This is a genomic window from Planotetraspora phitsanulokensis (assembly GCF_016863295.1).
GTDB lineage: Bacteria > Actinomycetota > Actinomycetes > Streptosporangiales > Streptosporangiaceae > Planotetraspora > Planotetraspora phitsanulokensis.
On record NZ_BOOP01000008.1, the window covers coordinates 101,902 to 122,712 of the forward strand.

Sequence of the window (20,811 nt, forward strand, 5' to 3'; positions counted from 1 at the left end):
GCATCGCCCCTCTGAAGCCGATCAGCACACCCACACCCAAGAACGGTTAGGCGCCGCGTTCGCCGTACCAGCCGGCCAGCTTGCCGCGGCGGCTGACCGCGCGCAGCCGGCGCTCGACCGCCTCACGCTGCACGGCCGTCGTCACCACCAGGAGCTGGTCTCCCGCCCGCAACCGAGTGGTCTCCGTGGGCACGAACGACCGGTCGCCCCGCACGATCATGGTCACGAGCGTGTTCGCGGGCAGGCGGAGCTCGAAGATCTCCACACCGTGCATCATCGACCCCGGCGGGACGCGGACCTGGAGCAGATCGGCGTTGAGCTCCTCAAGAGGCGCGGCCTCCACGTCGAGATCGCGGGCCTCGCCCTCGGCCGCCAGGTCGAGGATGCGCGCGAGATGGGGCAACGTCGGGCCCTGGAGCACCGTGAAGACGACGACGATGACGAAGACGTCGTTGAACAACCCCTTGGCATTGGGCATCCCCGCAGCCCAGGGGATCGTGGCCAGCACGATGGGCACGGCGCCGCGGAGCCCCGCCCACGACAGGAAGACCTGCTCGCGCCAGGAGACGCCGCCGATCCCCACCAGCCTGGCGAGCGCGGCGCACACCATGACCGACACCGGCCGGGCGATCAGCACGAGCACCAGTCCAGAGACGATCGCGGGGAAGGCCACGCCGGGAAGCTCCGTCGGGCTGACGAGGATTCCCAGCATGACGAACAGCCCGATCTGTGCCAGCCAGGCCGCCCCCTCGGCGAAACCCCTGGTCGCCGCCCGGTGAGGCAGCCGGGAGTTGCCGAGGATCAGCGTCGCCACGTACACGGCGAGGAATCCGCTGGCGTGCAGCAGCGTCGCCCCGCTGTAGGCCACGAACGCCAGGGCGAGCACGGCGATGGGATACAGACCCGAGGCGGGCAGCGCCACCCGGCGCAGGGCGTAGGCCGCTGCGGGCCCGACCAGGAGCCCCACCGCCGCTCCGACCGCGAGCTCGTAGGCGGTTTCGACCAGCACGGACGACAGCTGCGGGAGCGGCCTGGATGCGATGCTCAGCATCATCACGACGATGACCGTGGGCGCGTCGTTGAAGCCCGACTCCGCCTCGAGGACGCCCGCCAGGCGAGGAGGCAGAGGCAGACGCCGCAGCACGGAGAACACCGCCGCCGCGTCGGTCGAGGCGAGGACCGCGCCGAGCAACAGCGCGAACCGCCAGTCCATGCCGAGCAGCGCGTGGACGGCCACCGCCAGCGCGACGATGCTGACCGCGATGCCGACCGTCGCGAGGATCAGCGCCAGGGGGACCGCAGTGCGGACGTGGTTCCAGTTGGTGGTCAGGCCGCCCTCGGCGAGGATGACGGCGAGCGCGATGAGACCGAGCTGCTGGGCGAGTTCGGCGTTCTCGAAGCGGACGCCGACCAGGCCCGACTCCCCGAGGAGCAGGCCGAGGCCGAGGTAGACGAGCAGGCTGGGCAGGCCGGTGCGATGGGCGAGCCGGACGGACGCGATCGCCGCGATGACGACGGTGGCGGACAGGAGAAGCCAGACGTTCAGACCCACCCGCCCCCCTCCCTCCCGTCAGGCCGATCTTTTCACATTTGCACCAACTCAATGATTCCAGCGGGGAGGGCGCAGAACCGTACACGCTGGTCGTGCGGTTCGGCCGGGACGCCGTCGACCAGTTCGCCGTCGTGGAGCAGGGCGACCGTCGGCACGTTGGGTCCCACGCGGGCGAGCGCGCGGTCGTAGTACCCCCGGCCCCTGCCGAGCCGTACCCCTGTCGTCCTGTCCACCGCCAGTGCCGGCACCAGCACGAGACCCGCCGTGCGGATCGTGTCCACTCCGCGGCGGGTGTCCACCGGCTCCATGATTCCGAGAGGGCCCGGCGCGAGGGAGTCCGGTCCGTCGTAGACCGCCCAGTTGAGATCGCCGTCCCCGCGTTGCACCGGAAGGATCACCGTCGTGCCGTGCTTCCACAACGCGAAGATCAATCCGTGTGTCGACGGTTCGCTGCCGAACGACCAGTAGCAGGCGACAAGGCCCGCCATCTGCACCCATGGCTGGTCGAGCAGCACTTCGCGCACCGCGCCCGACGACTTTCTGAGTGTCTCCTCGCTGAGTTCGGCCCGGCTGCGCAGGATCCGCTGACGCAGGTTCGCCTTGTCCATAGCCTGCTCCGTTAGTGTTCACCCATGGCTGACTTCGATCCTGTGACCAAAGCCGTTGTGCCGGCCGCGGGCCTCGGAACCCGGTTCCTCCCCGCGACCAAGGCGACCCCCAAGGAAATGCTTCCGATCGTCGACAAACCGGCCATCCAATATGTCGTTGAGGAGGCCGTCTCCGCCGGACTGCTCGACGTCCTGATGGTGACCGGCCGCAACAAGCGCTCCATCGAGGATCATTTCGACGTAGCGTACGAGCTTGAGGACGCCCTGCGCGCCAAAGGCGACGAGGAGCGGCTGTCCCAGGTTCAGGAGCCCGTTGACCTCGCAACCATGCACTACGTACGGCAGGGCGAGCCGAAGGGGCTCGGCCACGCCGTCCTGTGCGCCAAGCAGCACGTCGGCGACGAGCCGTTCGCCTGCCTCCTCGGCGACGACCTCATCGACCCGCGCGACCCGCTGCTGAGGCGGATGATCGAGGTCCGGGCCACCTACGGCGGCAGCGTCATCGCCCTCATGGAGGTCCCGAGAGAGCAGGTCTCCCTGTACGGCGCGGCCGCGATCGTGCCGACGGGCGAGGACGACGTCGTGCGCGTCACCGACCTCGTGGAGAAGCCGCCCGCGGACGAGGCCCCGTCCAACTGGGCGATCATCGGTCGTTATGTGATCGACCCCGCGGTGTTCGAGGTGCTCGAGAACACGCCGCCCGGGCGCGGCGGGGAGATCCAGTTGACCGACGCCCTGCGGACGCTGGCCTCCCGACCGTCCGGCGAGGGCGGTCCCGTCCACGGCGTTCTGTTCCGCGGCCGCCGCTACGACACGGGGAACAAGCTCGACTATCTCCGCACCGTCGTCCAGTTCGCCGCCAACCGCGACGACCTTGCCCCCGAGTTCCTGCCCTGGCTGCGGGAGTTCCTCGACCAGGCCGGATCCTAGAGTCATGAAGCCCGTCGACCGTCACCTCGCCGACATCCTCACCACCGTCCGGCCTCTCGTGCCGCTGGAGGTCGAACTGGAGCGGGCGCTCGGCTGCGTGCTGGCCGAGGACGTCTCCTCGCCGGTTCCGCTGCCGCCGTTCGACAACTCCGCCATGGACGGCTACGCCGTACGGGCCGAGGACGTCGCCGCCGCGCCGGTGTCGCTTCCGGTGATCGAGGACATCCCGGCGGGCGACGCCGAGCTGCGGGCCATCGGGCCGGGACTGGTCACCAGGATCATGACCGGCGCGCCGCTCCCCGCGGGCGCGGACGCCGTCGTCCCGGTGGAGTGGACCGACGGGGGCACCACCCGGGTCACGATCCACAAGCCGGCGGGCGCGGGCCACGCGGTCCGGCGCGCCGGCGAGGACGTGAAGGGCGGAGACCTCGTGCTCGGCGAGGGGACCAGGATCGGCGCGGCCCAGCTGGGCATCCTGGCCGGCGTCGGACGTCGGCGCGTGATGGTACGGCCCCAGCCACGCGTCGTCGTGCTGTCCACCGGGACAGAGCTGGCCGAGCCGGGCTCGCAGCTGGGTCCCGGGCAGATCTGGGAATCCAACAGCTTCATGCTGGCGGCGGCCGTGCGAGAGGCCGGGGCGGAGGGCTTCCGGGCGGGCGCCGTGACCGACGACCCGCAGGTCTTCCTCGACAGGCTCGACGCCCAGCTCGTGCGCGCCGACGCGGTGATCACCAGCGGCGGCGTCTCGATGGGCGCCTACGAGCCCGTCAAGGAGGCTCTGTCGCCGCTCGGGACCGTCGCGTTCGAGAAGGTGGCGATGCAGCCCGGCATGCCCCAGGGCTTCGGCGTGATCGGGCCGGACGACGTGCCGATCTTCGCGCTGCCCGGGAACCCGGTCTCGTCGTTCGTGTCCTTCATCCTGTTCGTGCGGCCCGCGCTGCGCAGGATGCAGGGGCTCCCCGCGGGCGCGCCGGAGACCGTGCGCGCGACCACCACCGCCGCGTTGCGCTCGCCGGCGGGCAGGCGGTCCTACCTGAGAGGCGTGTTGTCCGGCACGACGGTCGACACCGTCCGCGGCCAGGGCTCGCACCAGTTGGCGGCGCTGGCCTCCGCGAACGCGCTCGTCGTCGTGCCCGAAGATGTGACGGAGCTCCCCGCGGGAGCCGAGGTGGAGGTGATCCCGCTGTGAACGGTCTGACGCACATCGACGAATCCGGCGCCGCCCGCATGGTCGACGTCTCGGCCAAGGACGTCAGCGTCCGTACGGCCACCGCGACCGGACGGGTCGTCCTGTCGCCCGAGGCGGTGTCCGCACTGCGCTCGGGGAACGTCCCGAAGGGCGACGCGCTGGGCGTGGCCAGGATCGCGGGGATCATGGGCGCCAAGCGCACGCCCGACCTGGTGCCGCTGTGCCACCCGATCGCCCTCCACGGTGTCGAGGTGGAGCTGTCCGTCGTCGACTCCGGTGTGGAGATCACCGCTCGTGTCCGCACGGCGGACCGGACCGGCGTCGAGATGGAGGCGCTGACCTCCGTCACGGTCGCCGCGCTCGCGCTGGTCGACATGGTCAAGGCGGTCGATCCGGCGGCCGTCATCAGCGACGTCCGGGTCGAGGAGAAGACCGGCGGCAAGACCGGGGTATGGACCCGGGACTGACCGAACGTGAGAGGGACACGGCTTTGCGCGCTTTGGTGATCACAGTTTCCAACCGGGTCGCCGCAGGGGTCTACCAGGACAATTCCGGCACCCTGCTGGCCGCCCTGCTCGCCGAGGCCGGATGCGAGCCCGTCGACGGGCCGCGCGTCGTGCCCGACGGCGAACTCGTTGAAACGGCGCTGCGGACGGGCGTCGCCGAGGGGTACGACGTGATCGTCTCGACGGGCGGAACCGGCGTCACCCCGCAGGACCTCACTCCCGAGTTCACCCGCCCCGTCCTCGACCGGGAGATCCCCGGGATCGCCGAAGCCGTACGGCAGGCGAACAGGGAGAAGGTCCCGACCTCGATCCTCTCCCGGGGGCTCGCCGGCCAGGCGGGCTCGACGTTGATCGTCAACCTTCCCGGCTCGACGGGCGGAGTCCGGGACGGCATGGCGATCCTCGGCCCGATTCTCGGCCACATCGTCGACCAGATTCACGGCGGTGACCATGGGGCGTGAGGGAGACTGAGCCTCGCGTTGGCGCGTTGACCGTCCTCAGGTGGATGATTGACTAATGGATCGACTTCGCGGCTGGCCGGCCATCCTGGCGGAGGGGCCCATCGAGCTCCGGCCGTTGCGTATGCGTGACGTCAGAGACTGGCGGGAGACGCGGCTGCGCAACGCCGACTGGCTGCGCCCGTGGGAGCCGAGCAACCCCGAAACGCCCCTGTTCAGGACGGGCCTTGGGCCGTACGTCTCGATGGTCGGGACCCTTCGCCGTGAGGCTCGCCAGGGCCTCGCGCTGCCGTGGGTGGTCACCTACGAGGGCAAGTTCGCCGGGCAACTCACCGTCGGCGCGGTCGTCTGGGGCTCCGCCCGCTCGGCCCAGGTGGGGTACTGGATCGACGGCGCCCTCGCCGGCCGGGGCATCATCCCCACCGCGCTGGCCATGGCCGTGGACCACTGCTTCTTCACCACAGGGTTGCATCGCCTGGAGGCAAACATTCGGCCAGAGAACCACGCCAGCCGAAGGGTGGTGGAGAAACTTGGCTTCCGGGAGGAGGGGGTCCGCAAGCGCCAGCTCCACATCGACGGTGCGTGGCGCGATCACATCTGCTACGCACTGACGGTGGAGGACGCGCCACGCGGCCTTCTGGTCCAGTGGCGCCGGACGATGGAGGCATCCAACGCCCGGCGGAGCGAGCCCAGCCCGGGTTAGCTCAAACGATCTCCGGGAAGGTGCGCTCGGGATCGAATTACATGAACAGCTTTGACGATCTCGCGACACACCGGACCGAATGCTCGTCAATCAGTGACACACCGTCTTACGGTGCGTGACGTGAGCACATCTCCGACGACTCGAGTCCCCGGATGTGTTCGCCATGCCTGGAGGTGGACGGATGGGTAGCGCCCTCCTCTACCTCGCCATCGTCGTGATGTGGCTCAGCGTCCTGCTGCCCATGTGGCTGCGCAGGGACCGGCACGTCGAGATCTACGACGACCCGCAGGCCGAAGCCGACACGATCGTCGAGGCGCCGAATCAGGACCGCTCCAATGACGAGCCGGCTCCGGTTTCCGAGACGTCCGCGCCGTCCGTGCCTTCCATGTCTTCTGAGGCTTCCGGTGATGCGGTGGAGGCCGACGCCGCCGAGGCTCCCGCTCCGGTACGGCAACGCCGTACGGAGGGGCAGCGGCGCGCGAGCATCGTCGCCCGGCGCCGCAGGCGCCTGCTGTGGAGCCTGCTGCTCGTGCTGGCGTCCGTGGTGACGGCGGCCGTCCGAGTGATGCCCTGGTGGGGGGTCGCGCCCTCGGGCCTGCTGCTCGTGGGCTACCTCGCCGTGCTCCGGGTCGCCGTCAAGGCGGACGCCGAGCAGCGGGACAGGGCCGCGCGGGCCCGGGCGGAACATCTGCGCAGGCTGCGGGAGCACCACCGTGCCATGGAGGAGATGGCACGCGAGGCGGAGATCATCCAACTCGAGGCCCGCAGGCGCAGCCAGGTCTTCGATCAGTACGCCGATGGCCGCCGTGCGGTCGGAGACTGATCCGGGTGGCGCGAAGAGCTCCAAGAGTTTGCTAATCTAGTCGAGTCATTGGGGCTATAGCGCAGTCCGGTAGCGCACTTCGTTCGCATCGAAGGGGTCTGGGGTTCAAATCCCCATAGCTCCACCAACGTCAGAGGCCAGTTCCGATCACCGGAACTGGCCTTTCTGATCTCTGTGCAGCAACCGGTGCAGCAGTAGCTAGCCATCCAGGCTGACCTCGAGCCGCTTAAGCGCTTCGCGAGTCGTGGCCGAGGGAACCTCGCTGTAGACCTCCATGGTCACCGCGATCTGGCTGTGTCTGAGGATCTGCATTGCCACCTGAGGATGAACGTCGAGCGCCACAAGCAGCGAGGCGCAGGTACGCCGGGTGTCGTGGACCTTGCTATAGCGAACACCGGCCCGGGCGCATCGAGCTGCAAAGTGCCGGTTGAAATTGCGCGGTTCGTATGGTGTGCCATGCGTTGTGGTGATCACCAGACCGCAGTCTGTCCAGGCATCCCCGGCTTGAGATCTGTCGACAGCCTGTCGTTCGGCACGATCTTTGATCGCCGTCAGGCAGATCTCCGGCAGGGGGGCACCGCGGCTGCCCCGGTGTCTTAGTCTCGCGATGGTGCAGCTTGCCCCCGACTCGTTGCAACTGCCACGTGACGGCGATCTCTGCTGAGTCGTAGTTCACGTCAGCCCAGGTCAGCCCGAGGACCTCACCTCGTCTGAGACCCAGCACCAGGACCAGCACGTATGCCGCATAGAGCGGATCACCGTCCTCGCGGGCAGACTCTAGGAATTGCCGAGCCTCGTCAACGGACCACCAGGTCTTGCGTCGCTTAGAACGGTCCGCCTACCCAGGAGTCTCACGTCTGCGCTGGCAGGCATTGGGGCATGCCGGACATGGGGAAGCAGATGCGCTGCGCCACGTCGTTACTGAGCGCTGGGTACGGAACTAGTGAAGCTGAGCAGAAGTGCGGCGGTCCGCGGCGGATCCTCGATCATGGGTGTGTGTCCAGCGTCCGGCACCAACTCGACTCTCGCGCCCGCGACGGCGCGGTATTGGTCGGCGGATGAGGATGGAAACCTCTGGTCCTGCTCGCCGAAGATCACCAGCAGTGGTTTGCCGAGGCCGGTGAGCCGATCCGGGAGCGGACGCTGGTTCAGATAGTCGTCGGACGCCTGCGATGTCGCGGTGAGCGCGTGGTAGGTCATGCCGCGCGTATCGTCGACAAGCCCCTGCGGGATGTTCGTGAAACCTGGCGCGAACGCGGAGCTCATACCCCGGCGAACGATCCCGTCGGTCCGAAGTCGCCACAGTAGTTGCCCCAGCACGGGGGCGAAGACGAGATTGCCGACGGCCCCGGAGGAGACGAATGCGTCCAAGCTGGGTCCGGTGTCGATGAGTGCTATCGCGGTCACCAGGCCGCCTCGTTGCTCGGCGAGGGCGGTGGCGACGTAGCCCCCGGTGGAATGGCCGACGACGATGGCGTGCTTGACGCCGAGCTGGTCTAGTGCCTGGCCGACCCGGTGTCCTTGCTGTTCCATCGTGTAGACGTCGCCGGCCGGTTTGGCGGACCGGCCGTGCCCGAGCAGGTCGATCCGGATGACGCGATAGGACGTGGCCAACATCGGCACCACCGGATCCCACGAGCGGAGTGAGCTGCCGAGCCCGTGGATCAGTACGAGGGCGGGGGCGTCGCGGGGTCCGTCCTGGCTCACGTAGATGTCGCCGCCGTCAACGGGCAGGGTCGAGTTCCCGGTGGCGTCGGCGTCCTGCCCATCCACCATTACCGCGTTCCCCAGAAGCAGCCCGATGATGGCGAGGAGGACCGCGAAGGCGATGATGCGGCGTCGGCGCTTTGCCGCACGTCTCGGGTGTGGTTGTGCAAGGGGTTGTGCAAGGGCTGGCATGATTCTCCGTTCCTTTCGGTTCGGCTCCCCATCGTCGGGGTCTCAGCCGCCCCAGTCGTCGGCCAGCCGCAGCGACTACGCAGGGCGTTACCGCGCCATCCGGTGCGGCCTTCGGCTTCGCCTACTGCATCGGCAGTAGTTCAGTCGCGGATGGCGAGGGCGGTTGCTTACAGTCCTGGTATGTGGGCGAGTGTGTGGAGCAGGCTGATGTCCAGGCAGCAGCTGCTCCTGTTTTCGGCGATCATGTCGATGGTGCTGTTCGCGGTGGTGACGATCCCCGCCGACGTCCGGCATGCGCTGAGTTCTCACCAGCCGCTGAACTGGGCGGTGTCCGTCGTGGTCTACGCGGTCTTGGTGGCGTGCCGGCGGTTCCCGATCGCCATCGTGGCGGTCGCCGTCATCGGGTCGGTTGTGCTGATGGCGGACGGTATGGCCTACCCGCTGACCTTGCCAGCGGTCTTCTACGCGCTGTACTCGATTGCGCTGGGTTCCGGTCAGGTGCGGACGCTCGCGGTCGGCGTCGCCGTCAAGGTGGTCCTGGTCACCGCCTCGCTGATCACCCATCCCGGCATCACAGGCTTCGTCGTGCTGCTGTGGGCGGCCTTGGCGGTGACCACCGGCTTCGCCGCCCGTAGCCACCATGCCTACGTCGCCGAAGCCGACGAGCGCGCCAGGCGCGCCGAGCAGGCCAGGGAGGACGAGGCGAAGCGCCGCGTTGCCGAGGAACGGCTACGGATCGCCCGGGAACTGCACGACGCCGTCGGGCATCATGTCGCCCTGATCAACGTGCAGGCCGGCGCGCTGGCCTGCCTGCTCGACGACGAGGACCGGTCGCAGGCCAGGGAGTCGGTCGCGCACATCCAGCGGGCCAGCGAAGAAGCCCTCGAGGACCTGCGGCTGACCGTCGGGTTGCTGCGCGAGCCCGGCCTGGAGCCGACGGAGCCGGTGCCGGGACTTGACCAGCTCGAGGAGCTGCTCTGCTCATTCGCCGGCGCGGGCCTGCAGGTCACCCGCGAGGTGACCGGCCAGGCCAGACCGTTGCCCGAGGCGGTGGAGCTGACCGCCTACCGGGTCATACAGGAGTCGCTGACCAACATCCGCAAGCACGCGGACTGCGATACTGCGGTGGTGCGGCTCGGGTACGCGCCTGGGGCGCTCAGGCTGACGGTCGAGGACGAGGGCAAGGCGGTCACCCAGGGCGGCCGGCGCATGCCTGAAGGGCACGGCATCGTGGGCATGCGAGAGCGGGTGGCTGCCGTGGGCGGACGGCTGTCGGCAGGGCCAAGGCCCGAGGGAGGCTACCGCGTCTTCGCCGAGCTTCCGCTGCGCGCGGCCGGGATCGAGGGTTCGTGACCGGGACCATGCCTGCCTCGCCGGCGTCCGCCGCCACGGCGCCGACCCGCGTGGTCCTCGCCGACGACCAGGAACTTATCCGCGCGGGCCTGCGGCTGGTGATCGACCGGGCGCCAGGGCTGACGGTAGTGGGCGAGGCGGCCAACGGCCACGACGCGGTCCGGGTCGCCCGCGAGGCACGTGCCGACGTCGTCTTGATGGACATCCGGATGCCGGGCCTTGACGGGCTGGCCGCTACCCGGCGGATCGCCGCTGACGACAGCCTCGCTGGGGTACGGGTGCTGATCCTGACGACGTTCGAGATCGACGAGTACGTCTTCGAGGCGCTGCGGTCGGGGGCCAGCGGGTTTCTCGGCAAGAGCGCGCGCCCGGACGCCCTGATCGACGCGATCCGCACGGTCGCCCGCGGCGACGCGCTGCTTTCGCCGTCCGCCACCCGGGGCCTCATCGCCAGGTTCCTCACGCTGCACGACAGAGAGCCGGTCCGCCCTTCGCCGTTGCTTGCCACCCTCACCGACCGCGAGCGCGAGGTGGTAGCCCTGGTCGCCGACGGGATGTCCAACACGGACATCGCCCGCCAGCTCACGCTCAGCCCGCTCACCGTCAAGACCCACGCCAACCACGCCATGACCAAGCTCGGCGCACGCGACCGCGCGCAGCTCGTCGTGCTCGCCTACCAGACCGGCCTGGTACGCGCGCCACGTCCCCGGCCGTGAACTACCGCGCCGCCGAGGACGACCCCGGTCCGTCACGGGGCCGGGCGGGGCTGCCGCTGGCGCTAGAAGTCCCAGCAGCTCACGCGAGCAAGAGTGAGTGACTAAACGAGTGACAACCGCCAAGAACAGTAGGGGACGCCAGCGAACAACGGCGGACGGTTCCAGCAGGGGCAACACCGCATATGACGACGTAAGGATGACGTTGAGTTGGCTTCGCATCGAAGGGGTCTGGGGTTCAAATCCCCATAGCTCCACCATGACGAAAGGCCCGCCAGGGGAACGCCTGACGGGCCTTTTTGCTGCTCAGGGGCTGTTCAGGAAGTCTCGGGCTGATCTTCTTCTGGGGTGGGCGGGGGACAGCAGTCGAAGGCGCCTACACGGCAGAACCGGAGCGTGTTGCAGGACCTCTGCCCGGACCGGGGGCCTCGCTCCAGGCCCGTGCGAATGTGGCGTGACGATCAGCTGGTGCGTGGTTCACTGCTGAGGTGGCTGACGACTTAGAAATCGTTTCGTTCGAATCCGCCGAGGCATTCGAGTCCTGGCTGAGTGAGCACTACTCCTCCTCTCCCGGGATCTGGCTGAAGCTCACGAAGAAGGTTCGCGGCGTCGTGGCTCTGGACTACGCGCAGGCCCTCGATGTGGCACTTTGCTACGGCTGGATCGACGGGCAGAAGGGCAAGTTCGACGACTGGAACTGGCTGCAGCGGTTCACGCCACGCAGGCCGAAGAGCAAGTGGTCGAAGGTAAATCGCGACAGGGTCGCGGCCCTAATCGAACAGGGGCGCATGCAGCCGCCCGGGTTGGCCGAGGTCGAGCGCGCCAGGGCGGATGGCCGTTGGGACGCCGCCTACGACGGAGCGAAGAGCGCCTCGGTGCCGGACGATCTGGCCGAGGCCCTCGCGGCGAACCCGGCCGCGGCGGAGTTCTTCGCGACGCTGGACAGCCAGAACCGCTACGCGATCCTGTACCGCGTCCAGGACGTCAAGAAGCCCGAGACCAGGGTGCGACGGATTGAGAAGTATGTAGCGATGCTGGCCGAGCAGAAGAAGCTCCACTCCTGAAGTCACCGCCCTGAGGCTGCTTCGGCAGTCACGGACCACCGGCCCTGGACCGGAGATCATGGACAGATGACCCGCCCGCTGGGGAAGCCGGAGTCAGCGAAAAGTCGGCAGATTGGCTGACGCAGGACCGTCGTGAAGGTCACTGGTCGGCATAGTCCCTACACCTGACGGCACCTGTTGGCACCCACTGATTCTGCAGCACGCTCGACCAGCGTTCGCATCGAAGGGGTCTGGGGTTCAAATCCCCATAGCTCCACCAACGTCAGAGGCCGGTTGCGCCCAGCGGGACCGGCCTTTCTGATCTTCTAGGTGACTGGCTGAGTGACTACAGCGGATCCTTACCCCTGGGTGCGGCTGAGATGGTGCAACCCCTATGCCTCGCGAAGAAGATGGACCCAAGACCTCGTATCGGCCGTTCGGAAGTGTGGACCTCAAGTCACGGTCTTTCGGGGCACGCGATGATGACGCCATGAGATTCGGAACCGCATCCAGGCTGACTCAGATGGCGATGAAGAATTCCAGCAGTTCTGGGGCGAGGGACTGAGGGGCCACGTTATGCGTCTCGTCCTCCAGGATTCTGTGCACCGCTCGGGGGACGGTCGCAGCGACCGACTTTCCCGCGTTGGTCATCCACGCAGGGCTGTTCTCGCCGATCAGCACGAGCGTGGGCTGCGTTATCGAGGTGAGAAGTTCGGTGGGCAGGGCGTTGCCCGGCCCCATGAGAGCAGCCTCGTACGCCAGGGTGTGAGCGATCGCTTCCACTCCTGACCAGGAGGAGTGGGCGCGCATCGCGGTCACCGTCTCGACGGGGACCTCGGCAGCCTCGACCATGAACAGCTCGGCCGCTTCCGCGCGCCGGCCTTGTCTGACCAGGATTTCCAGTCGCGATGCGAAGTCGTACGACAGACTGGGTGCGCTGTCGTCAACGTGGTACGGAGGCTCCCACACAGCGAGTCTCGAGATGGCCGGGTTCCGGGCCGTGGCCTCCAGCGCCAGAGCGGCGCCGGAGGACCCACCGAAAACCATGGCCGACCCGCCCGCCGCCTCGATGAGGGCGGACAGGTCCTCGATCTCACGCTCAACGGCATACGGCTGGGTGTCGCCGCTTTCGCCGCGGCCACGACGGTCATAGTTGAAAACCGTGAACCATGGGGCCAGGGCGGCCGCTACGCCGCACAGCGTGGGATGGGTCTTGTCGGTGAACGCGCCGTGCACCAGGACGACCGCCGGCCCGACGCCGGATCGGTCGTACGCGATGGAGGTCCCGTCGGCCGAGGTCACCCTTCCGGTCATCATCTCGTTCATGGCGCGCATTCCTTCAGCCTGCCGATGCCACCAGGCACAGGGCCTCCCAGTGGTGGCCGTCGAGGTCGGTGAAACCGCGCTGGTACCGGTAGCCGTCATTCTTCGGATCGCCGACGGGGGCGCCACCCGCCGCGAGGGCCTTGTCGAACAACTCGTCGACCTGAGCGGGGTTCTCGACGCCCATGACCAGGATCACCTGGGTGCTCTTGGTGGCGTCGGCGACATCCGTGCTCGCATACGTGGCGAACGTCGGCTCGGCCAGCAGCATGACCTGCGCGTGCTCATTGATCACCACGGACGCCATGTCGTCGGTCATGCCGAAGAACGTGAAGCCGAGGTCGGTGAAGAACTTCTTCGACCTGTCCAGGTCTCTGACCGGAAGATTGACAAACAGTACGGTGGACATCGCTGGAGCCTTCCCTGACGGTTGTTCGCGCCGGTTGGTGCGAACACCTTTATTCTGCGAATCCAGGCCCGCCGGGGCTTGGCTCTCGGTGCCAGCCGATTGACTTTCCGTGCCAGCCCCTCAGCCCGGTGGCATGAGGCAGGTGCGGCGGTACTCGGCGGGAGGCAATCCGTACGTGCGCCGGAACAACCGGCTGAAGTGAGCCGAGTCCGGAAGGGCGTACCTGGACGCGATGACCCCGACGGGTACGTTGTGGAAGGCCGGGTCGGCCAGGTCTTTCCGGCAGCGTTCGAGACGCCGGTGCCGTATCCACGCGGCCACTGTGGTGTCCTGTGTCTCGAACAGTCGGTGCAGGTAACGCAAGGAGACATGGTGCGCGGCCGCGACGGTGCCGGGGGCCAGATCGGGTTCGCCCAGATGCTGCTCGATGAAGGTGTGGATGCGCAGCAGCAACGTTCGTGACCGTGACCCCTCCGAGAGCGTCTCGATCTGCTCGACGCGCTCGGCGATGGCCATGGTGACCAGGTCCATCACCACTGTGGACAGCCGGGCCGCGTTCGCGGGCTGGTAGGTCTCGAGATCCAGGGCCACCCTGCGAAGCAGGGGGGCCGCGAGGGCGCCCGCCCCGCAATCTGGTGTGATCGGGACCGCGGTGAGCTTCGCGATGGAATCGAAGGGCAGGGCCAGCATCGCACGCGGCAAGCCGAAAATCGCCAGATGCACCGCCGAGTCATAGGCCAGCTCGTACGGCCGGCCGAAGTCGTAGATTGCGAACTCTCCGCGTTTGAGCTGCGTGGACCTGCCGTCTTGCATCAGGGCGGGGCGTCCCGAGATCGCCAGCACCACTCGATAGAGGTCGGGGTTGTCGTGGCGGATCAGACCAGGTGTCCGGTGGACGCTGTGTGGCGTGGAGGTCTGCACCCTGCCGACACCCAAGGGGCCGAGTTGCCCCGCGCTGATCTCACCCCGTAACGGTGCGTCCCCCTCGATCCGGAAATCGAGAGGACCGAGCGTGTCACAGACGATGCTTCGCCATTCGTCATATCGGCGCGCGGCGGGCACGTCACGAGTGCGGATCAGGATGCCCATCCTCATCGCCCTCCGTTGCGGTTTATGGGTCGAGTCTCTGGCCGATTGTCCCTCGCCGAGATCTCAAACGCGACGAGTACGGCTTGGGCCATGAGGCGGTTGACTGGCTGATCGCTCTCGACAGTGCCGGCTTCCCGCATCGTGAGGGCAACCCTTCTCTTAAGGTGACCAACTGAGTGACAACCGCGGCGGAAGCCGGCGAACTTCAGCGAACACCGACGAATGCTTGCACCAGGTCAAGCACCACGAGACCGCACGTTCATGTGTTAGCGAATTGGCTTCGCATCGAAGGGGTCTGGGGTTCAAATCCTCATAGCTCCACCAACGTCAGAGGCCGGTTCCGCCCAGCGGGACCGGCCTTTCTGATCTTCTGGGTGACTAAGCCAGGGCCCCTACAGTGCTACTGGCCCTATGGGATGCCGGGAGCTCTGGTCCTCGTGCCACTGATCGCGGCTCAGCGGACTCAGGTTCCGTGAGAGCCATCACGGGGCGCTGGCCGTCATCGTGGAGGCGGGCCGCGGCGAGGGCGAGTCCCCGGAGTTGCCCTGTGCGATTGCGAGCAGAAAGTCAGTCGCTCAACAGCATTGCTTCATACTCTCGAAGAACCGATGACAGGTGAGCCGCGTCCAATACATCGGGATGGGTCTGGCGCCCTCTCGCAATGAGGGTCCGACCTTCGCGGCGGAAGAGGTCTGTCATGGCCAACTACGACAATCACCGCGAGCGAGCAATGCTGCGGCGGATTGTGCTCGGACTGGTGGCTCTCGCACTCATAGTGATTTCAGGCACGGATATCAAGGACCTGTGGTGGGTGCCACGATTCGGGACGGAGGCGCTTGCCACAGTCACCCAGATCGACCCTAAGACCATCCAGGTTAGGTTCACCGTAGACGAGCGCACATATACGGCGTTCGCGAACGAGTATGAGGCCCTGCCGACTGAGGTGGGCGACATGATCATCATTCGCTATCTCATCCCAGCTGAGGGAATCGTCTGGGACACCCGACTTTCACGGCCCACTCTGCAGTTGTTCTTCGCTGGCTTCTGGGGCCTTGTCGGACTCGGTGTCGCTGCCGGGGTTGTCATGGAATTCACCGGCCGTACGCTCTGGTGGGAGAGACTTTCAAAGCTGTGAGGCGGATGCGGTCACCATACACGTGACCTTGGCTTCCAACTGATCTGGAAAAACCTCCGCTGTACCTCGACCTGTTACGACTTTCCATCCGTGGTCAAGCCGCCTTTGGCGGACAGTCGGTCGCCCAGGGGAGACGAGGGTGGAAGGGATCAGGAGGAGGCGGCAGTTCGACGAATTAGGAGTAGGCGGCCTGACGGCATTACGGCTTGTGCGGATGAAGGTCTCCCGATGGGTGGACGGTCATGGCCAGCAAACCCATGGTTCTCGCCGATTTCGAACACGGAAAGATCAGCTGAAAGTCGGTGCGACAGTAGCAATAGGAACTCCCTCCCAAAGGTGACATTGCATGTATTTGGACGCACAAAAATGCGACACGATGATATTCGGTAATAACCGGACTGCGTCGACCGGTGTTATCAATAAAGCGATAAGTGGCAAGGCAAGAGTCGCTGGGCGTCGTTTGCTGCTCCGTGGGCGTGGCAATTAGGGCGATGCAAGATGATCCGCGACGGGCGGTCAAAGTCGGCATTTTCCGATCAATCTGGGGATGTCAGACGCCCCGCGGTGGAATTCCTTTCAAAGGGGAATGAAGTTGCCCAAGCCCAGCAACCTACTCGGGGTCTTCACCATCAGTACCGTGTTGACCGCGGGTGCCATCGCCCTGGGTGGCGTCACCACCACCACCACCTCCGCCGGCGCCGCCACCGAAGGCGTCCCTGGCCGCTCAGTCATTCGCCACCAGGCCGTCCTCTCCAATCCCACTCCAGGTCCCACCAAGAACAGGAACAAGAACAAAAACAGGCACAAGCAGCGTCAGCACGCGCGCGAACACGAGGGCCAGGACCAGCACCTTCTGCGCGACTTCACTCAAGTCGTAACACCGTTGCAAAAGACGCAATCGGAGGCTTCGCCTAGCCAGAGCAACCACTCGACGGCCAGTTCCGCAGCCAGCGCTCCCGTGTCCGTGGAGTGCTCCGTTCCGGCTCTCGTCGAGGCAATCACAAACGCCAACGACTCACCGGGCCCCGACACGATCAACCTGCCCCGCAAGTGCGTCTTCCGGCTGGTGGCCCCTGATGCCACCAACCCCGCCAACGGCCTGCCGGCCATCACCAGCGACATCACCATCAACGGCAACGACGCGACGATCACGCGTGACCAGTCCGCCCCCGCCTTCCGCATCCTCTTCGTCGCCGGTACGGGCAACCTGACGCTCAACAAGGTCACCATCAGCGGCGGCAAGGCGACGGACTGCCCCGGTGTCCCTGTCCCTCCCAATCCCCCTGGGATTGTCTGCGGTGGCGGTATCAACAACCAAGGCACCCTGACGATGAACCACAGTCGGGTGGTCCACAACACCGCCGTCTCTGATGTCTTCGCCGAAGGCGGCGGCATCGACAATGACGGCACGGCGAGCGTGAACGACACCGAGGTCAGCGGCAACGCCGTCGAATACACCGGCACCGAACCGATGAGCGGCGCCTTTGGCGGCGGGATCGCCAGCGACGGCCCGATGACGCTCACCTACAGCCGGGTGAGCGGCAACACCGTCCGCGTCACCGGGAACACCGACAGCTTCGCGCTCGGCGCCGGGTATGCCGCGTTCAACGAAACGACGATCGACCACAGCACGATCAGCGACAACCACGCCAGTGCCCCGGGCGGCACCGCGCGCGGCGCGTTGACCAGCGCGCTCGACATGACCGTGACCGACACCGTCATCCGGGACAACACCGCCAGCGCCCCGGGCGGCACCGTGACCGGCGGCGGAGTCGCATTCAGCGGCACCATGCTCATGACCCGCACTCGCGTCATCGGCAATCACGCCACCACCGAAGGCGGCAACGCGTTGGGCGGCGGGATCCGGATTGCGCCCGGAGGACAGCTCACATTGCGCGACAGCACAGTGAGTGGCAACACCGTTAGTGCCCGCGGCGGCGGCAGCGCCGTGGGCGGCGGCATCGACAACTCTGCCACCCCCGCCGGCGGCACCCTGATAAGCGAGCGTTCGAAGATCGTCGAGAACACCGCCGAGGCTCCGGACGGCGGCACGGCCCGCGGCGGGGGCATCTTCAACGACATCGGCTCGACGACCCTGACCGACAGCACTGTCACCGGCAACACAGCTGGGGACGGGGGCGGCATCTTCGAAGCCTCCGGCACGGTCACGCTCAACAACAGTGTGGTCAGGGATAATCAGCCGAACAACTGCGCCCCACCGGGCAGCGTTCCCGGCTGCACCGGCTGAACGAACCCGTTGCCGAGGCCCGTACCACACGTGGTACGGGCCTCGGCCGTAACGAAGACTCCGCCACAGCAACCGCAACCGTCCGCCACCGGATCCGTCACTGGATCAGCCATGCCGACCGACCCTAGTGATGAGTTGTCGCGCCCGCACCCGTCACACCTACGACGGGACACGACGAGGCGGAAGGATGACGTGATGAGTGCGGACACGCGGCTGGAGGAACTGGGCGTGAGCGGTCTGGGCGAGGTCGACGAGCCGGCGTTCGCGGGGCTGGCGGAGCGGCACCGGCGGGAGCTGCACGTGCACTGCTACCGGATGCTCGGGTCGTTCGAGGACGCCGAGGACACCGTGCAGGAGACGTTCCTCCGTGCCTGGCGGCGGCGGGAGACCTTCGAGGGGCGGTCGACGTTCCGGGCCTGGCTGTACCGGATCGCCACCAACGCCTGCCTGGATCTGCTCGCCAAGTGCCGCCCGGAGCCTGCGACCGGCGGCGAGGTGCTGTGGCTGCAGCCCTACCCGGACCGGCTGCTCGACGAGCTGCCCGCGGGCGACGCGGACGAGCCGGAGACCGTCGCCGTCGCGCGGGAGACGATCGAGCTGGCGTACCTGGTCGCAGTCCAGCACCTCGCGCCGCGCCCGCGGGCCGTGCTGATCCTGCGGGACGTGCTCGGCTGGCCGGCGAAGGACGTCGCGGAGCTCCTCGGGGACTCCGTCAACTCCGTGAACAGCGCGCTGCAGCGGGCCCGCGCCGGCATGCGGGAGCACCTGCCCGCCGAGCGGCAGGACTGGACCGGCGGCGAGGAGGACGCCGGGACGCGCGAGCTGGTGCGCCGCTATACCGACGCCAGCGTGGCCACGGACGTCGACGGGCTCGCCGCACTGCTGCGGGACGACGTCCGCTGCTCGATGCCGCCCACGCCGGGCCTGTACGTCGGCCGCGACACGGTGGTGAACGACTGGGTCGAGAGCGGCTTCGAGGGCATGAAGCACCTGCGCGCCGTCCTCACCTCCGTGAACCGGCAGCCCGCCGTCGCCTTCTACCAATGGCGGAAGCGGGAGGGCGCGTATCTGCCATTGACGATCGACGTCCTGCGCGTCACCGGCGGGGCGATCACCGAGATCGTCACGTTCCACGACGACCAGTTTCCGCGGCTCGGGCTGCCGGAGCGCCTGCCGGCGGACGGCACGGAGTAGTCCCGGTGCGGACGCTCGCGCTGCGCGGTGGCGCGCGTGTCGCGGTGGTCGCGGCGGAGTAGTGCGACGCGTTCGGCGTCGTCACCCGCGGGCGGGTGCAGCTGGAGCTGCGCGACGGCGAGCCCGGGCCGGTCCTCGGACGCGACGCCGGGTTCTGGCTCCGCGGCACCGGCGTCCGCGCCCTGCGGAACCCCGGCCGTCGCACGGCGAGGGTGCGCATCGTCACGCGCAGGGCCAGGACCGTCACATGCCCCTTTACGCCAGTTACCGAATGATGGAGGAACGACATGAACAGCATGAATGACACCGGGGTCGTCGCAGGCCCGGCATCGGGCCAGACCAGCCGCACGCACCGACTCCGTGGGCTCGCCGTCACCGGCTTCATTGCCGCGCTCGCAGCGATGGTGGCCACCACCCTCGCCGCTGCGCTTGCCCAGGCCGTTGGCGTCGACTTCGAGGTCCCCGATGGTGGCGAGACGATCCCGTTGCCCGGGTTCGCCGTCGTGACCGGCTTCTTCTCGGTCGTGGGCATCGTCATTGCCGTCGCTCTTCTTCGTTGGAGCGCTCGCCCTGCCGAGCGATTCGTGTGGACGGCAGTGTCGCTGACCGCGATCTCGTTGGTCCCGCCTCTGCTCTCCGGGGCAAACGCCGCCACCATCACCGCCCTCCTCGGGCTTCACCTCGTCCCTGCGGCGGTGATGATCCCCATCCTGACGCGGGGCCTCCGCGCCCGGACCGATTGACGATCCCGCAACGGGACAACGCGCGGCGCAAGGGCCGTGCGCGAGCGCACTACCCCGTGTAGCGGCTCGTCGAACGCGGCCGGCCTCGCATGGAGCGCAACGCTCTTCAGCCATGGGTACGGCGGCGGAACAGCCGGGCGGCGAAGATGAACGAGCAGGTCAGCAGGCCGACGCACCAGGCGAGTGCGATCCAGCCGGTGGTGCCGATCGGGGTCCCGGTCAGCAGGCCACGGACGGTCTCGATCACCGGGGTGATCGGCTGGTTCTCACTCACCGCGTGCAGGAACGAGGGCATGGTGTTCGTCGGCACGAACGCGCTGCTGAGGTAGGGCAGGAACAGCATGAGGAAGCTCAACGTGCTGGCCGATTCCACGGATTTCGCGATCACGCCGAGCCCGGCCGCCAGCCAGGACAGCGCGAGCACGTAAAGCAGGAGCAGACCGGCCGCTTGCACCCAGTCGGTGACCGCCGCGTCAGGGCGGAAGCCCATCGCGATGGCGGCGCCGATGACGACGGTGGTGGACAACAGGTTCCGGGCGACGCTGGCGGTGACGTGTCCTGTGAGGACGGCGGAGCTGCGGATCGGCAACGTGCGCAGCCGGTCGATCATGCCGCTGGTCATGTCGTCCGCGACGGACATCGCGGTGGACGCGGCGCCGTAGCCGGTGCACAGCAGGATGATGCCGGGCACCACGTAGTTGATGTACTGGGTGCCGGTGTTGATGGCCCCGCCGAAGACGTAGACGAACAGCGACATCATCAGCAGCGGCAGGACGATCGACATGACGAGTGTGTCGACGTTGCGGCGGCTGAGCCGGATGCTGCGGCCGATCATGGTGAGGGAGTCGCTCACGGCGTTGCGGGCGCCGCCGTGCACAGCGGTGGTGGCCATG

21 protein-coding genes and 1 tRNA gene are annotated in these 20,811 nt (G+C 67.5%); 14 read left to right on the plus strand and 8 right to left on the minus strand.

Features of this window, described 5'->3' with window-relative positions; translation table 11 throughout:
* Nucleotides 1–46 precede the first annotated feature (46 nt).
* Both Pph01_RS10320 and Pph01_RS10325 read right to left on the minus strand, forming a co-directional pair.
* On the minus strand, nucleotides 47–1,552 hold the full coding sequence (locus Pph01_RS10320) for a potassium/proton antiporter (protein WP_204072800.1): 1,506 nt from the start codon (nucleotides 1,550–1,552) through the stop codon (nucleotides 47–49).
* A 32-nt stretch (nucleotides 1,553–1,584) separates the two neighbouring features.
* Complete coding sequence (locus tag Pph01_RS10325) at nucleotides 1,585–2,160, minus strand: 5-formyltetrahydrofolate cyclo-ligase (protein ID WP_204072801.1); 576 nt, start codon at nucleotides 2,158–2,160, stop codon at nucleotides 1,585–1,587.
* Nucleotides 2,161–2,184: 24 nt separating this feature from the next.
* Between Pph01_RS10325 and galU the strand changes: the two genes are divergently transcribed.
* The 7 genes from galU to Pph01_RS10360 all read left to right on the plus strand — a co-directional run bounded on the left by galU (nucleotide 2,185) and on the right by Pph01_RS10360 (nucleotide 6,896).
* Nucleotides 2,185–3,090: a UTP--glucose-1-phosphate uridylyltransferase GalU gene (gene galU, locus Pph01_RS10330; RefSeq protein ID WP_204072802.1), complete on the plus strand. Its 906-nt coding sequence runs from the start codon at nucleotides 2,185–2,187 to the stop codon at nucleotides 3,088–3,090.
* Between the two features lie 4 nt (nucleotides 3,091–3,094).
* Nucleotides 3,095–4,279, plus strand: coding sequence for a molybdotransferase-like divisome protein Glp (gene glp, locus Pph01_RS10335; RefSeq protein WP_204072803.1), 1,185 nt, complete (start codon nucleotides 3,095–3,097; stop codon nucleotides 4,277–4,279).
* Complete coding sequence (moaC, locus tag Pph01_RS10340; protein WP_204072804.1) at nucleotides 4,276–4,746, plus strand: cyclic pyranopterin monophosphate synthase MoaC; 471 nt, start codon at nucleotides 4,276–4,278, stop codon at nucleotides 4,744–4,746. Before glp ends, moaC begins: the two co-directional genes overlap by 4 nt.
* Entirely contained in the window at nucleotides 4,731–5,246 is a 516-nt protein-coding gene (locus tag Pph01_RS10345; RefSeq protein WP_204072805.1) for a MogA/MoaB family molybdenum cofactor biosynthesis protein, read from the plus strand. Before moaC ends, Pph01_RS10345 begins: the two co-directional genes overlap by 16 nt.
* A gap of 55 nt (nucleotides 5,247–5,301) precedes the next feature.
* The gene (locus tag Pph01_RS10350; protein ID WP_204072806.1) at nucleotides 5,302–5,946 is read left to right on the plus strand and encodes a GNAT family N-acetyltransferase; all 645 of its coding nucleotides are present in this window, start codon (nucleotides 5,302–5,304) and stop codon (nucleotides 5,944–5,946) included.
* A gap of 181 nt (nucleotides 5,947–6,127) precedes the next feature.
* Entirely contained in the window at nucleotides 6,128–6,769 is a 642-nt protein-coding gene (sepX, locus tag Pph01_RS10355) for a divisome protein SepX/GlpR (protein WP_204072807.1), read from the plus strand.
* Between the two features lie 50 nt (nucleotides 6,770–6,819).
* A tRNA-Ala gene (locus Pph01_RS10360) sits at nucleotides 6,820–6,896 on the plus strand.
* Nucleotides 6,897–6,967: 71 nt separating this feature from the next.
* On the opposite strand, the gene Pph01_RS10365 is transcribed toward Pph01_RS10360, so the two are convergent.
* Nucleotides 6,968–7,378 (minus strand): tyrosine-type recombinase/integrase, encoded by a 411-nt coding sequence (locus Pph01_RS10365; RefSeq protein ID WP_204073078.1) that lies wholly within the window; start codon nucleotides 7,376–7,378, stop codon nucleotides 6,968–6,970.
* A gap of 309 nt (nucleotides 7,379–7,687) precedes the next feature.
* Nucleotides 7,688–8,545 carry an alpha/beta fold hydrolase gene (locus Pph01_RS10370; RefSeq protein WP_239116569.1) on the minus strand — a complete coding sequence of 286 codons (858 nt, stop codon included), beginning with the start codon at nucleotides 8,543–8,545 and terminating at the stop codon, nucleotides 7,688–7,690.
* 330 nt (nucleotides 8,546–8,875) lie between these two features.
* On the opposite strand from Pph01_RS10370, the gene Pph01_RS10375 reads away from it, so the two are divergent.
* From Pph01_RS10375 to Pph01_RS10385, 3 genes are all read left to right on the plus strand, one after another.
* Nucleotides 8,876–10,021 carry a sensor histidine kinase gene (locus Pph01_RS10375; protein ID WP_204072809.1) on the plus strand — a complete coding sequence of 382 codons (1,146 nt, stop codon included), beginning with the start codon at nucleotides 8,876–8,878 and terminating at the stop codon, nucleotides 10,019–10,021.
* 8 nt (nucleotides 10,022–10,029) lie between these two features.
* Entirely contained in the window at nucleotides 10,030–10,737 is a 708-nt protein-coding gene (locus Pph01_RS10380; protein ID WP_204073079.1) for a response regulator, read from the plus strand.
* 485 nt (nucleotides 10,738–11,222) lie between these two features.
* Nucleotides 11,223–11,798, plus strand: a complete 576-nt coding sequence (locus Pph01_RS10385) for a YdeI/OmpD-associated family protein (protein WP_204072810.1) — start codon at nucleotides 11,223–11,225, stop codon at nucleotides 11,796–11,798.
* 498 nt (nucleotides 11,799–12,296) lie between these two features.
* Here Pph01_RS10385 and Pph01_RS10390 read toward each other — a convergent pair whose 3' ends face one another.
* From Pph01_RS10390 to Pph01_RS10400, 3 genes are all read right to left on the minus strand, one after another.
* Entirely contained in the window at nucleotides 12,297–13,103 is an 807-nt protein-coding gene (locus Pph01_RS10390; RefSeq protein WP_239116570.1) for an alpha/beta fold hydrolase, read from the minus strand.
* A 13-nt stretch (nucleotides 13,104–13,116) separates the two neighbouring features.
* The gene (locus tag Pph01_RS10395) at nucleotides 13,117–13,509 is read right to left on the minus strand and encodes a VOC family protein (protein WP_204072812.1); all 393 of its coding nucleotides are present in this window, start codon (nucleotides 13,507–13,509) and stop codon (nucleotides 13,117–13,119) included.
* Between the two features lie 120 nt (nucleotides 13,510–13,629).
* Nucleotides 13,630–14,604, minus strand: coding sequence for an AraC-like ligand-binding domain-containing protein (locus Pph01_RS10400; RefSeq protein WP_204072813.1), 975 nt, complete (start codon nucleotides 14,602–14,604; stop codon nucleotides 13,630–13,632).
* Between the two features lie 691 nt (nucleotides 14,605–15,295).
* Here Pph01_RS10400 and Pph01_RS10405 point away from each other — a divergent pair.
* From Pph01_RS10405 to Pph01_RS10420, 4 genes are all read left to right on the plus strand, one after another.
* The gene (locus Pph01_RS10405; protein WP_204072814.1) at nucleotides 15,296–15,733 is read left to right on the plus strand and encodes a hypothetical protein; all 438 of its coding nucleotides are present in this window, start codon (nucleotides 15,296–15,298) and stop codon (nucleotides 15,731–15,733) included.
* 586 nt (nucleotides 15,734–16,319) lie between these two features.
* Nucleotides 16,320–17,981: an autotransporter outer membrane beta-barrel domain-containing protein gene (locus Pph01_RS10410; RefSeq protein WP_204072815.1), complete on the plus strand. Its 1,662-nt coding sequence runs from the start codon at nucleotides 16,320–16,322 to the stop codon at nucleotides 17,979–17,981.
* Between the two features lie 195 nt (nucleotides 17,982–18,176).
* Nucleotides 18,177–19,175: an RNA polymerase subunit sigma-70 gene (locus Pph01_RS10415; RefSeq protein ID WP_204072816.1), complete on the plus strand. Its 999-nt coding sequence runs from the start codon at nucleotides 18,177–18,179 to the stop codon at nucleotides 19,173–19,175.
* Nucleotides 19,176–19,462: 287 nt separating this feature from the next.
* Complete coding sequence (locus Pph01_RS10420) at nucleotides 19,463–19,918, plus strand: DUF6069 family protein (protein WP_204072817.1); 456 nt, start codon at nucleotides 19,463–19,465, stop codon at nucleotides 19,916–19,918.
* A 106-nt stretch (nucleotides 19,919–20,024) separates the two neighbouring features.
* Here Pph01_RS10420 and Pph01_RS10425 read toward each other — a convergent pair whose 3' ends face one another.
* A complete protein-coding gene (locus Pph01_RS10425) occupies nucleotides 20,025–20,810 on the minus strand; it encodes an ABC transporter permease (RefSeq protein WP_239116571.1) in 786 nt (261 codons plus the stop codon).
* Nucleotide 20,811 lies beyond the last annotated feature (1 nt).